The 12,838-nt window shown below is 59.7% G+C and carries 11 protein-coding genes; 5 read left to right on the top strand and 6 right to left on the bottom strand.

Annotated features, from left to right (window positions below):
* Positions 1-23: 23 nt before the first annotated feature.
* A complete protein-coding gene (locus ACA061_RS25025) occupies positions 24-1,193 on the bottom strand; it encodes an MFS transporter (protein ID WP_150601939.1) in 1,170 nt (389 codons plus the stop codon).
* A gap of 319 nt (positions 1,194-1,512) precedes the next feature.
* Between ACA061_RS25025 and ACA061_RS25020 the strand changes: the two genes are divergently transcribed.
* Both ACA061_RS25020 and ACA061_RS25015 read left to right on the top strand, forming a co-directional pair.
* The gene (locus ACA061_RS25020; RefSeq protein WP_210700528.1) at positions 1,513-2,346 is read left to right on the top strand and encodes an EamA family transporter; all 834 of its coding nucleotides are present in this window, start codon (positions 1,513-1,515) and stop codon (positions 2,344-2,346) included.
* Between the two features lie 39 nt (positions 2,347-2,385).
* The gene (locus tag ACA061_RS25015; protein WP_150601937.1) at positions 2,386-2,769 is read left to right on the top strand and encodes an MAPEG family protein; all 384 of its coding nucleotides are present in this window, start codon (positions 2,386-2,388) and stop codon (positions 2,767-2,769) included.
* A 95-nt stretch (positions 2,770-2,864) separates the two neighbouring features.
* Here the strand turns inward: ACA061_RS25015 and mltA are convergent, their stop codons facing one another.
* Positions 2,865-4,037, bottom strand: a complete 1,173-nt coding sequence (gene mltA / locus ACA061_RS25010; protein ID WP_497300217.1) for a murein transglycosylase A — start codon at positions 4,035-4,037, stop codon at positions 2,865-2,867.
* Positions 4,038-4,165: 128 nt separating this feature from the next.
* On the opposite strand from mltA, the gene ACA061_RS25005 reads away from it, so the two are divergent.
* Complete coding sequence (locus ACA061_RS25005; protein WP_210553489.1) at positions 4,166-4,615, top strand: c-type cytochrome; 450 nt, start codon at positions 4,166-4,168, stop codon at positions 4,613-4,615.
* A gap of 137 nt (positions 4,616-4,752) precedes the next feature.
* On the opposite strand, the gene ACA061_RS25000 is transcribed toward ACA061_RS25005, so the two are convergent.
* The 4 genes from ACA061_RS25000 to ACA061_RS24985 form a co-directional block, all read right to left on the bottom strand.
* A complete protein-coding gene (locus ACA061_RS25000) occupies positions 4,753-5,148 on the bottom strand; it encodes a DUF1090 domain-containing protein (protein WP_042561498.1) in 396 nt (131 codons plus the stop codon).
* Between the two features lie 96 nt (positions 5,149-5,244).
* On the bottom strand, positions 5,245-6,912 hold the full coding sequence (ligB, locus tag ACA061_RS24995; protein WP_497300215.1) for an NAD-dependent DNA ligase LigB: 1,668 nt from the start codon (positions 6,910-6,912) through the stop codon (positions 5,245-5,247).
* A gap of 251 nt (positions 6,913-7,163) precedes the next feature.
* Positions 7,164-8,354 carry a methionine adenosyltransferase gene (metK, locus tag ACA061_RS24990; protein ID WP_150601932.1) on the bottom strand — a complete coding sequence of 397 codons (1,191 nt, stop codon included), beginning with the start codon at positions 8,352-8,354 and terminating at the stop codon, positions 7,164-7,166.
* An 18-nt stretch (positions 8,355-8,372) separates the two neighbouring features.
* Positions 8,373-9,368 (bottom strand): ArsR/SmtB family transcription factor, encoded by a 996-nt coding sequence (locus ACA061_RS24985; protein ID WP_497300214.1) that lies wholly within the window; start codon positions 9,366-9,368, stop codon positions 8,373-8,375.
* A 258-nt stretch (positions 9,369-9,626) separates the two neighbouring features.
* Here ACA061_RS24985 and tkt point away from each other — a divergent pair, with 258 nt between their 5' ends.
* Together tkt and epd are read left to right on the top strand one after the other, a co-directional pair.
* On the top strand, positions 9,627-11,624 hold the full coding sequence (gene tkt / locus ACA061_RS24980) for a transketolase (RefSeq protein ID WP_042561494.1): 1,998 nt from the start codon (positions 9,627-9,629) through the stop codon (positions 11,622-11,624).
* 158 nt (positions 11,625-11,782) lie between these two features.
* Entirely contained in the window at positions 11,783-12,835 is a 1,053-nt protein-coding gene (gene epd / locus ACA061_RS24975; protein ID WP_150617808.1) for an erythrose-4-phosphate dehydrogenase, read from the top strand.
* Positions 12,836-12,838 lie beyond the last annotated feature (3 nt).

The following is a 12,838-nucleotide window of genomic DNA, read 5'->3' as shown; positions in this document are numbered from 1 at the left end:
GGGCAATGTCTGGCACAACTCGATCAACCAGACACATTGACCACAGCAGCCCCGCGACGTTGCAGATAGATAAACCAAAGCGCCGTCAGCACCGTCAGCACACCCACCAGCGCCCCGGTCCACGGCAACTGCGCAAGATCGGCACCGCTCGCCACCACCAACCCGCCAATCCACGCACCGGCCGCGTTGCCGAGGTTGAAGGCGCTTTGGTTCAGGGTCGAGCCGAGGTTCGGCGCTTCATGGGCCTGATCAATAATCAGCAGTTGCAGGATCGGGCACAGCGCGAAAGCAAAAATCCCCCATAGCACAAGCGTGATCGCTGCCGGAATCACCGAGTGACTGGTCTGGGTGAATGCCGCGAGAACCAGCACCACCGCCATTGCCACACCCACCAGCGACGGCAGCAAACGACTGTCGGCCAGGCGCCCGCCGAGCATGCTGCCAGCGGTCAGGCCGACGCCGAACAACAGCAGCATCACAGTTACGCCGTGCGGGCTGACGCCGGTGATGTCCTGCAGGATCGGCGCGATGTAAGTGAACACACTGAACAGGCTGGTCGACGCCAGCACACTCATGCCCAGCGCCAACAGCACATTGAGCTTGCCCAGCACTTTGAACTCGCTGGCGAGGTTGGCCTTGTCCATCGGGATGTGTTTGGGTAACCACAACCATTGCGCGAGTGCGGCGACAACACCGATCACCGACACCGCCCAGAAGGTCGAGCGCCAACCGGCGTATTGCCCCAGCGCAGTACCCAGCGGCACACCGAGCACATTGGCCAGGGTCAGACCGGTGAACATCATTGCAATCGCCTGCGCGCGTTTGTTAGGCGCCACCAAACCTGCAGCGACCACCGAACCGATGCCGAAAAACGCGCCGTGGCACAGCGCGGTGACCACGCGAGCGGCCATCAGCGTGGCGTAATTCGGCGCCAGTGCGCAGAGCACGTTGCCGAGGATGAACATCAGCGTCATGCCCAGCAACGTGGCTTTACGCGGCATGTTGGCGGTGCCGATGGCGAGGATCGGCGCACCGAACACCACGCCCAGGGCATAACCGGTAATCAGCAGGCCGGCGTGAGGAATGCTCACCGCGAGATCGCGGGCGACGTCGGGCAGCAGGCCCATGATGACGAATTCAGTGGTGCCGATGCCGAACGCGGCAACAGCGAGTGCAAACAAGGCGAGTGGCATGCGCAAGGTCTCTGTCGGTAGTCTTGACGCTGTGATCAGGCATACGCAGGCCAACGACCGGTCTCGAAAGAGAGCGGGGGCAGGCAGAAATTATTGGAATTAGTCTGTGCGCAACTGAGTGCGGTGTGGTCGCTTGCAGTATAAACAGCTGCTGACACATCGAGAATCAATAATCTGACTATTCGAGTGTTCGACTCCCGCCTGTAGGGGGGGCCGAAGGCTGCGATCTTTTGATCTTGTTTCTAAAAGCCAAAGTCAAAAGATCGCAGCCTTCGGCAGCTCCTACAGGGGGGCAGTGAAAAATAATAAGGAGTGAAACGTGTTGGCGACAGCTTTGGTGTTGGTAGCGGCGCTGCTGCATGCGGCGTGGAATACCCTGATCAAGTTCAGTGCCGAACGGCTGCTGGTGGTGGCGTGCATGGACACCGTGGCGCTGCTGGTTGTTGCCATCGCGTTGCCCTTCGTGAACGTGCCGCCCATGGACATCTGGCCGTGGATTCTCGCTTCGGCAGCGTTCGAACTGCTCTATCGCTACTTATTGATTCAGGCCTATCGCGTCGGCGATCTCGGGCTGGTCTATCCGTTGATGCGCGGTTTGTCGCCACTGGTGGTGCTGGCACTGACCCTGATCTTTGCCGGTGAAGTGCTCACCACACAGCAAATCTTCGGGATCATGCTGATTCCGTTCGGCATGGCGTGTCTGCTGTGGCAGGGCGGCGGCGGCAAACATTTACCGTGGTCGATGTTGCCGGTGGTCGCGCTGATCGGGCTGTGCATCGGCTGCTACACCTACATCGACGGTCAGGCGCTGCGGCGCTGGTCGCATCCGCTGGATTACCTGGTCTGGGTCACGTTGCTCAGCGCCTGGCCGTTTCCGATGCTGGCGTGGGTCGCCAGACGTCCGGCGTTCTTGCAGTTCTGGCGTGAGCAGTGGAGGCTGGGGCTGACGGTCGGGTTCTGCGTGTTGTTCAGCTACGCTCTGGTGCTGTGGGCGATGCAGTTGGGCTCGATTGCCGAAGCAGCGGCGTTGCGCGAGATCAGCGTGATTCTGGTGGTGCTGTTCGGTATGCGTTACCTCAAAGAACCTTTCGGCAGGTCGCGGCTCTTAGCATGTGGGCTGGTGCTGATCGGCATACTGGTGATGAAGTTCTGACGGCTCGCGAACTCTATAACTCGAAAAAAGGATGGCGTTATGACGGTGGCTCTTTGGTGTGTGTTGATCGCAATCTTTTTGCCGTACGTGTGCACGATTGTCGCCAAGATCTCGGGCGGTTTCCGGCTCAGTGACAATCATGACCCGCGAGACTTTCTCGACAGCGTTAATGGCGTGGCCCGGCGGGCGCATGCGGCGCAACTGAACAGCTTTGAAGTGATGCCAGCGTTCGCCGTGGCGGTGATCGTTGCGCATCTGGTGGGGACGGCGCAGTTGGTCACCGTGAATGTGCTGGCGGTGCTGTTTATCACCAGTCGCCTGCTGTACATCATCTGCTATCTGGCGGATTGGGCGATTCTGCGGTCGCTGGTGTGGTTTGTGGGGATGGGGTTGATTGCTTCGTTCTTCTTTGTGTCGGTTTAGGTAGAGCAAGGTCAAAAGATCGCAGCCTGCGGCAGCTCCTACAGAGGTCACAGACCTACCCTGTAGGCGTTGCTGCAGGCTGCGATCTTTTGCTTTTAGGGTTTGTCGGCCACCTGCGGCACTTGCGGTAGCGGGGCACCTTTGGGCCAGAGCATCCAGATCTGCCCTTGTTGTTTCATGTCGCCGGCCAATTGCCCGGCGGCCTCGCCGGTGCCCCAGAACAGATCTGCGCGAACCTCACCGGCAATCGCACCGCCGGTGTCCTGCGCCGCCACCGGGCGAACCAGCGCCGTGCCATCCGGGCGCGTAGTCGACAACCACAACAGGCTGCCCAAAGGAATCACCTTGCGATCCACCGCCGCGCTATAGCCGGCCGTCAGTGGCACGTTCAGCGAACCGCGCGGGCCTTCGTTGCTGTCCGGGTTGCGGGTGAAAAACACATAGCTCGGGTTGCTGCCCAGCAGTTCCGGGATGCGCGACGGATTGGCCTTGGCCCAATTGCTGATCGCGCCCATCGTTACGTCTTCTTTCTTCAGTTCGCCTTGCTCGACCAGCCAACGGCCTATCGGTCGATACGGGTGGCCGTTCTGGTCGGCGTAGGCAATGCGTAGCTGCTTGCCGTCCTGGGTCTGAATCCGCCCGGACCCCTGGATTTGTAAAAATTGCAGGTTCATCGGATCGGTGAGGTAGGCAACCACTGGTGCGTTCACGCCTTTGCTTTCGATCGTCGCCGCGTCGTCGTAGGGCTTGAGCACCCGACCTTCAAGTCGACCGCGAAGGCGTTTGCCTTTGAGTTCGGGATAAATGCTGTCGAGCGAGACGATGATCATGTCCTCGGGCACGCCATACACTGGAACGTTCGCCGTTTCGGTCGGCGTCAGGCTGCCGGGGTACACCGGTTCGTAGTAGCCGGTAATCAAACCGTTGGGGTTGTCGTTTTCAGCACGCAGGCCGTAGACATCCAGGTTCTGTTTGAGGAAAGCACGAATCTCGCTGGCGCTCTGCGGCACGTTCGCCGCAGCGGCGCAGGTCGTGCCCCAGACCGCATCATTTTTGAGGCGGGTGCAGGCGCTGCGCCAGGAGCCGAAACCGGCGACCAGATCGCTATCGGACACCGCTGGCAGTGCTTCCCACGTCGCGCTGGAGTAAGTGGCCAGCGCATGGGTTTTCGGCTTGTCGCTGTCGCCACCGGTACAACCGGCGAGAATCGCCAGCATTGGAAGCGTGGTGATCAGCGGATGACGCCAGGCCTTGAAACGGCTGTTCATGGAGTGATTCCTGTGCCGGTTGCCGGAGTGCTCCATGCGCTCCGGCAACCCGTATTTTTAATAGGGCTATTGGTGTTTGTCGGTGACGCGGGGATACTGGCCGCCGATTTCCGTGACCTGAAGCCACCATGACTCTTAAAAGAATTGCTGTTGTATTGCTGGCCTGTCTGACCCTGTCCGCCTGTGGCGGTGTCGATCCGAATTCTCCGTTGGGCCAACGCAAGACGATCTTCAAGCAGATGCTCAAGACCGGCGAAGACCTGGGCGGCATGTTGCGTGGACGCATTCCGTTCGACGGGCCGAAGTTTGCCGAAGGTGCGGTGAAGCTCGATACGTTGTCCCACGAACCGTGGAAACATTTCCCGCAAGTGCGTGAAGAAGACCACACCAGCGCCAAAGACGATGTCTGGCAAAAACAGGCGCGTTTCCAGGAAATGGCCCGCAACCTTGAAGCGGCCACCGGTGAATTGGTCATCGCCAGCAAGGTCCAGCCGTATAAGGCCAGCAACCTGGGGCCTGCAGTGCAGAAAGTTGAAGATGCCTGCAGCGCTTGCCATAAAGAGTTTCGCGATCATTGATATCTGTTGGCTGATCTGACGTCATCGCGGGCAAGCCCGCTCCCACAAATTTCTCTGCTGTACATAAAGTCCAGGTTCACTGGAGATTCCTGTGGGAGCGGGCTTGCCCGCGATGGCGGCCTCTGACGCACTACAATTTACTTGTCGATCTGGTCCAGCGCGTCCTGCAGCTCTTTACGCGATTCGGCGAGCTTGTTCTTGCGCTTGTCGATCTTCTCCGGATCGCCTTTCTTCATGGCCTTGTCGAGGTCGGCCTGGCGCTGGCTGACTTCATGCTTGGCCTCGAGGACCTTGTTCTCGCGCTCCTTTTTCAGGCCGGCGTCAGTGCAATGTTCAGTGACTTCACGCAGAGCGGTTTCCAGACCTGCCTGCTGATCGGCGTTGCCGCGGGCTTTGGCCTGCTCGATCTGGTTCACGATGCCCTGCTTCTTGGCCGCGCAGCCGGTCAGGCCGGGAGCGTCTTCGGCAGCCATCACGGGAGCGGCCATGACGCCGCAAAGGGTGAGCAGGGCGAGTGGTGCGAAAAATTTCATAAAAGCTCCATGTGCAAAGGCAATCGGGTCGGGAGGCGCTGCGCTGTTGGAGCGCCTCGGCGACCGTTGGGTTCCCGGTGAGCCGGGATTGCATGTTCAGAAACCGTCGATTCCGGCGGCGCGTAAAATTTCACTCAAGGCTAGCACCTGCGGGTCACGGAAGAATGCGCTCAATTGCGCTGCGCGACCGGGGCCGATGCCGGCTTCTTCCTGCCATTGTTCGGTATCACGTTGTGCCAGTGCCTGCCACGAATCGGCGAGTTTTGCCCCGCCCGTTGGCGGCATACCCAGGGCCTTGAGCCATTGTGCGAACGGCCGTTGGCGGGCGCTGCGAAAGCTGTGCATCAGGCGCGCGCTGCTGCGTTCGCCGAAGCCGGCAATGTTAGCAAGCTCTGGCTCGTCGAGGGTCAACCAATCCAGCAGGTGCTTCAGGCGGCCTGTTTCGAGAAGTTTCTCCCAAGTACCGCGCCCGACATTCTGCATGGCCAGTCCTTGTTTGCCGCTGAGCCAGGTCAGGCGCGAGAGAAACTGGCTTTCGCAGCCGGGTGTGGGCTGCCAGCAACTCAAGGCATGAAAGTCCTTGGCGTTCGGGACATTGATTGCTGCGCGCTCACTGGTGCGCAATACAGCGCTGTCGAGACGCGGAATCGTCAGGCCAGCCAGACTGATTGCCACCTGATCGCCGGGGCGGATATCCAGCGCCTGCCAGCGCTTGAGTGAACTGGCGCTGACCCGTTTGATCTCCCGGTCATCGAGCATGACGGGTATCAGTTCGAGTACCGGCGTGATGCGGCCGGTGCGACCGATCTTGAAATTCACCTTGCGTACTTCGGCCAATGCCTGGGCAAACGGATATTTCCAGGCAATAGCCCAGTAAGGTGCGCGGGCCTGCCAGCGTTCGGCGGGAGGGCGCTGACTCTGGCGCAGAACGATGCCATCAGTGGCAAATGGCAGGGGTGAGCGATACCAGTGCTCGCGCCACTTTTGTGCCTCTGCAAATTGCTGGACGGGATAGCTGTAGGGCACCGTCGTGGCGAAGCCCAGCGCCGCCAGTGTCGATAGCTGCTCAGGCAAATCCGCAGGCCCTTGTGGCCAGTCCCAGATGAATAATCCGATGCCGGCACCTTGTTCCGTACTCAGGGATTTTCTGCCCATCAAGCCTGCGACGATAGCGCGTGCGTTGACGCTGCCGGCGCGTGCTTGAACATGCTTGTTCAAGCGCCAATAGAGTTCGCCTTGCACCAACACATCCAGCGGTTGCTTCAGGCGTTGAGGGATGGCGTCGATGTTGCGCGCCGATGCTGTCCAGTCATGCCCGATGACGCCGTCGCCGCGACTGATCGCTTGCTGCAAAACGCCTGCGCGATAGATGAGTGTCACGGCGACGCCATCGACTTTGGGTTGTACCCAAACGTCCTTGCGGTCTCTGAGCCATGCCTCCACGGCCTCGGCTTTATGCAGCTTGTCCAGGCCAGTGTGGGCAATGGGGTGCGCAATGGCGCCCGAAGCTGTGCGCAGAGGCTCGGGCGCTGCCGACAATTTGAAACACTGCCGCCATTCGTTTAGCCGCAGGCGCGATTGATCGTAGAGTTCGTCAGCTATCAATGAGCGGCCTTCGCGATGGTAGGCGTCGTCCCATTGGTCGATCTGTTTTTGCAGGGTGGTGATTTCGTTATGGGCCTGGGTGAGGGCCCAGTTCGGACATTGAGACGCGTAGCCAGTCAGGTATATGAGGTTCAGCAAAACAAACAAAAACAAACGCATCGTGAGCGTCCTTGCTCATGGGGGTTCCTGAAGATTAGTCAGGATTTTCAGCGAGGGCGGTCGGGTGTTTTGCGGGGTGTTGCGCAGCGCTGAAGATCAAAAGATCAAAAGATCGCAGCCTTCGGCAGCTCCTACACGAGGTATGTATTTCACCTGTAGGAGCTGCCGAAGGCTGCGATCTTTTGATCTTGAAACCATAAAAAAACCCCGCACGGCGCAAACCGTGCGGGGCTGTTCATGCAGCCAGGGAATTACAGGCCGGCAGCAGAGCGCAGAGCGTCGGCGCGGTCGGTTTTTTCCCAAGTGAAGGTGGTGAAGGTGTCTTCGCCAACAGTCTTGGTTTCTGGCGTGCGGCCGAAGTGGCCGTAGGCTGCAGTTTCCTGGTACATCGGGTGCAGCAGGTCGAGCATGGTGGTGATCGCGTATGGACGCAGGTCGAACACGTCACGCACCAGTTTGACGATTTTGTCGTCGCTGATCTTGCCGGTGCCGAAGGTGTTCAGCGAGATCGAGGTAGGCTGGGCCACACCGATCGCGTAGGAAACCTGAATCTCGCAACGCTCGGCCAGGCCGGCAGCGACGATGTTCTTGGCAACATAACGGCCAGCGTAGGCAGCCGAACGGTCAACCTTCGATGGATCCTTGCCGGAGAACGCGCCGCCGCCGTGACGGGCCATGCCGCCGTAGCTGTCGACGATGATCTTGCGACCGGTCAGACCGCAGTCGCCAACCGGGCCGCCGATGATGAACTGGCCGGTCGGGTTGATGTGGAACTGGGTGTCTTTGGTCAGCAATTCGGCAGGCAGCACGTGCTTGACGATCAGCTCCATCACGCCTTCGCGCAGGTCTTTGTACGACACGTCAGGGTTGTGCTGGGTCGACAGAACTACAGCGTCGATACCGACAACCTTGCCGCCTTCATAACGGCAGGTCACTTGCGACTTGGCGTCCGGGCGCAGCCAAGGCAGCAGACCCGATTTACGGGCTTCGGCCTGGCGCTGTACGAGTTGGTGCGAGAAGGTGATCGGGGCTGGCATCAAAACGTCGGTTTCGTTGCTGGCGTAGCCGAACATCAGGCCCTGGTCGCCGGCACCCTGATCTTCAGGCTTGGCACGGTCAACACCCTGGTTGATGTCTGGGGACTGCTTGCCGATGATGTTCATCACACCGCAAGTGGCGCCGTCGAAGCCGACATCGGAGCTGTTGTAGCCGATGTCCAGAATGACGCTACGCACGATTTCTTCCAGATCGACCCAGGCCGACGTGGTCACTTCACCGGCGATGATTGCAACGCCGGTCTTTACCAGAGTCTCGCACGCCACACGGGCGAACTTGTCTTCAGCAATAATGGCGTCCAGCACCGCATCGGAAATCTGGTCGGCGATTTTGTCCGGGTGCCCTTCGGACACGGACTCGGAGGTGAAGAGGGAGTATTCGCTCATCTCGATTTTTTCCTGAATTTACCGATGGTGAGTGTCGCCAGCCGGTCGCTGAAAGTGGCGGACCTGGATCTGGAAACCATTACGTAAGCCTACATACAGGCTTTCCCCGGGAACGAGTCCCGCAGCGGTGGCCCAACGGGCCAAATCGTCCTGTTCAAACCCCAACCACAGATCACCGCAGGCCTCCCTGGCCCAACTCTGGTTGTGGCTACATAACTCTGTCACGAGCAGGCTACCGCCCGGTTGCAGCAGGTCGGCCATGTGCTTGAGCGCTTCGGCCGGCGCGGCGAAATGGTGCAACACCATATTCAACACAACGCAATCGGCCTGAAGGCTGGTGCCGTTCAATGCATCGGCCAATTGCAGGCTGACGTTAGCCAGTTGTTCACGAACGCATACCTGACGCGCCAGTTCGAGCATCGCCGGGCTGTTGTCCAGCGCGGTTACGGTGCTGAAACGACGCGCCAGTTCCGGCAGGAAAGCACCATCACCGGGGCCGACTTCAATGGCCGTGGCAGCGCCATCGAAATTCAGTTTGTCGAGCAGCGCCAGCACGCTTTCACGGTATTGCGGCAGGCCTGCGATCAAGTCTTGCTGGGCGCGAAATTTCTCTGCTACCCGGGCGAAAAAGTCTTGGCTGGCGGCTGCCCGTTGCCCGTGAACCTGAGTGATTCGCGCTTGAACGTCGTCAGGCAGTACCAGGTTGTCGACTTCTTCTAACAATGCGGCGTGCAACTTGCCACCCAGCAATTCGGTGTGGGGCAGGGCGCGGCGATAGAAAATCGCGTTGCCTTCGCGGCGGGTCGCCACCAGATCGGCTTGCGCCAACACTTTAAGGTGATGACTCATGCCGGACTGACCGATGCCGAAAATCTGCGCCAGCTCCAGGACACCGAACGAATCGTTGGCCAGCGCGCGCAATACATTCAGGCGTAGCGGATCGCCGCCGGCCTTGCACAGGGCCGCCAGCTCGTCGCAATCGTCATGTCGAATGGAAGGCGCGCGTAAGTTCATGGGGCAGCAGTCTAGAGACGGGGGTAAATCCCTGCAAGACCAATATCAAAAAGTTTTGATATTGCTCGATAGATGGCACTTCTCACGGGATGGTTAACTCTACAAACGAACAGCGGAAAGGTTTCACCTGCTCAATCCGCCACTATCCATTGGAAAAACGCTGCCGGATGACTATCTGTCATTGCCCCGAGGCGCTCCGGTGAGGGAAAATGCCCTCCTTTTTTCCGTTTCAATCTATTCACACCCAGGAGATCAGCGATGCCTAGCCGTCGTGAGCGTGCCAACGCCATTCGTGCCCTCAGCATGGATGCCGTGCAAAAAGCCAACAGCGGCCATCCCGGTGCACCTATGGGTATGGCAGATATCGCCGAAGTGCTTTGGCGCGACTACCTCAAGCACAACCCGAGCAATCCATCGTTCGCCGACCGTGACCGCTTCGTGCTGTCCAACGGCCATGGCTCGATGTTGATCTATTCGCTGCTGCACCTGACCGGTTACGACCTGTCGATCGAAGACCTCAAGCAGTTCCGTCAACTGCACAGCCGCACCCCGGGTCACCCGGAATTCGGTTACACCCCAGGCGTCGAGACCACCACGGGCCCGTTGGGTCAGGGCCTGGCCAACGCTGTGGGCTTCGCCCTGGCAGAAAAAGTCCTGGCGGCGCAGTTCAACCGTCCGAGCCACAACATCGTTGACCACCACACCTATGTGTTCCTGGGTGATGGCTGCATGATGGAAGGCATTTCCCACGAAGTCGCTTCCCTGGCCGGTACTTTGGGTCTGGGCAAGCTGATCGCCTTCTACGATGACAACGGCATCTCCATCGACGGCGAAGTCGAAGGCTGGTTCACCGATGACACGCCGAAGCGTTTCGAAGCCTACAACTGGCAGGTGATCCGCAACGTTGACGGTCACGACCCGGAAGAGATCAAGACTGCCATCGAAACCGCTCGCAAGAGCGCGCAGCCGACGCTGATCTGCTGCAAGACCACCATCGGTTTCGGTTCGCCGAACAAGCAAGGCAAAGAAGATTGCCACGGCGCCCCACTGGGTGACGCGGAAATCGCTCTGACCCGTCAGGCGCTGAACTGGAACCACGGCCCGTTCGAAATCCCGGCCGACATCTATGCCGAGTGGGATGCCAAAGAATCCGGCCGCGCTGTAGAAGCCGAGTGGGATCAGCGTTTCGCTGCCTACTCCGCCGCGTTCCCGACCGAAGCCAACGAGCTGATCCGTCGTCTGAGCGGTGAACTGCCAGCCGACTTCTCCGAAAAAGCCTCGGCGTACATCGCTGAAGTCGCTGCCAAAGGCGAAACCATCGCCAGCCGTAAAGCCAGCCAGAACACCCTGAACGCCTTCGGCCCGCTGCTGCCGGAACTGCTCGGTGGTTCGGCTGACCTGGCCGGTTCCAACCTGACCCTGTGGAAAGGTTGCAAAGGTGTCAGCGCTGAAGATGCCAGCGGCAACTACATGTACTACGGCGTGCGCGAATTCGGCATGACCGCGATCATGAACGGCGTCACCCTGCACGGCGGTCTGGTGCCTTACGGCGCGACCTTCCTGATGTTCATGGAATACGCTCGCAACGCTGTGCGCATGTCGGCGCTGATGAAGAAGCAAGTGATCCACGTCTACACCCACGACTCCATCGGTCTGGGCGAAGACGGCCCGACGCACCAGCCGATCGAGCAACTGACCAGCCTGCGCACTACACCGAACCTCGACACCTGGCGTCCAGCCGATGCCGTTGAATCGGCGGTGGCCTGGAAAAACGCTCTGGAGCGCAAGGACGGTCCATCGGCGCTGATCTTCTCGCGTCAGAACCTGCAGCACCAAACCCGTGATGCTGGCCAGATTGCCGACATCAGCCGCGGTGGCTACGTGCTGAAGGACTGCGCAGGCGAGCCTGAGCTGATCCTGATTGCAACCGGTTCGGAAGTCGGCCTGGCTGTTCAAGCCTTCGACAAACTGACCGAGCAGGGCCGCAAGGTGCGCGTGGTTTCGATGCCTTGCACCAGCGTGTTCGATGCTCAGGATGCTGGCTACAAGCAAGCCGTGCTGCCGTTGCAGGTCAGCGCGCGTATCGCGATCGAAGCGGCTCACGCCGACTTCTGGTTCAAATACGTGGGTCTGGAAGGTCGCGTGATCGGCATGACCACTTACGGTGAATCGGCGCCTGCGCCAGCACTGTTCGAGGAATTCGGTTTCACCCTGGAAAACATCCTGGGTCAGGCTGAAGAGCTGCTGGAAGACTAAGCAGTACGAATGCGGTGGCCCCGGCCATCGCGTTCCCCTGTAGGAGCTGCCGGAGGCTGCGATCTTTTGATCTTGATCTAAAAACAGGATCAAAAGATCGCAGCCTCCGGCAGCTCCTACATGGGGTTATGTTGTCAGCGAACACTATTGAGAACCCCATGCCTCAACCGCGTCCTTACAAAGTTGCACTCAACGGCTACGGCCGGATTGGTCGTTGCGTCTTGCGTGCGTTGTTTGAGCGAGGCGAGAAAGCCGGGTTTGAAATTGTCGCGATCAACGATCTGGCCGACATGGCCAGCATCGAATACCTGACACGCTTCGACTCTACCCACGGCCGGTTCCCCGGCGAAGTGCGGGTCGAGGGCGACTGTCTGCATATTAATGGCGACTGCGTGAAGGTTCTGCGCAGTGCCACCCCCGAAGGCATCGATTGGGCGTCGCTGGGCGTCGATCTGGTGCTCGAATGCTCCGGCGCCTACAACACCCGTGAAGACGGTCAGCGGTTTCTCAACGCTGGCGCGCCGCGCGTGCTGTTCTCGCAGCCGATGGCCAGCGAGGCGGATGTCGACGCCACCATCGTTTACGGCGTCAATCAGGACTGCCTGACCGGCGACGAACTGCTGGTGTCCAACGCCTCCTGTACCACCAACTGCGGCGTGCCGCTGTTGCGTCTGCTCGACAAGGCGATCGGCCTCGAGTACGTGTCGATCACCACGATTCACTCGGCGATGAACGATCAGCCAGTGATCGACGCCTATCACCACGAAGACCTGCGCCGCACCCGTTCGGCGTTCCAGTCGGTGATCCCGGTGTCCACTGGTCTGGCGCGCGGTATCGAGCGCCTGCTGCCGGAACTTGCCGGCCGAATTCAGGCCAAAGCCGTACGCGTGCCGACGGTCAACGTGTCGTGCCTCGACATCACGATGCAGACCGCCACGGCGACCGACGCCAATGAGGTCAATCGGATCCTGCGTGAAGCCGCCACCAGCGGCCCGCTCAAGGGTCTTTTGGCCTACACCGAATTGCCTCACGCCAGTTGTGATTTCAACCACGACCCACATTCGGCCATCGTCGATGCCAGTCAGACCCGCGTTTCCGGCCCACGGCTGGTGAACATCCTGGCCTGGTTCGACAACGAGTGGGGTTTTGCCAACCGAATGCTGGACGTTGCAGAACACTATCTGCAAACAGCAACTTCAAAAAAACCGTAGGAA

The organism is Pseudomonas sp. LBUM1668 (genome assembly GCF_059695715.1).
This window is presented reverse-complemented; position numbering and strand designations above follow the sequence as displayed.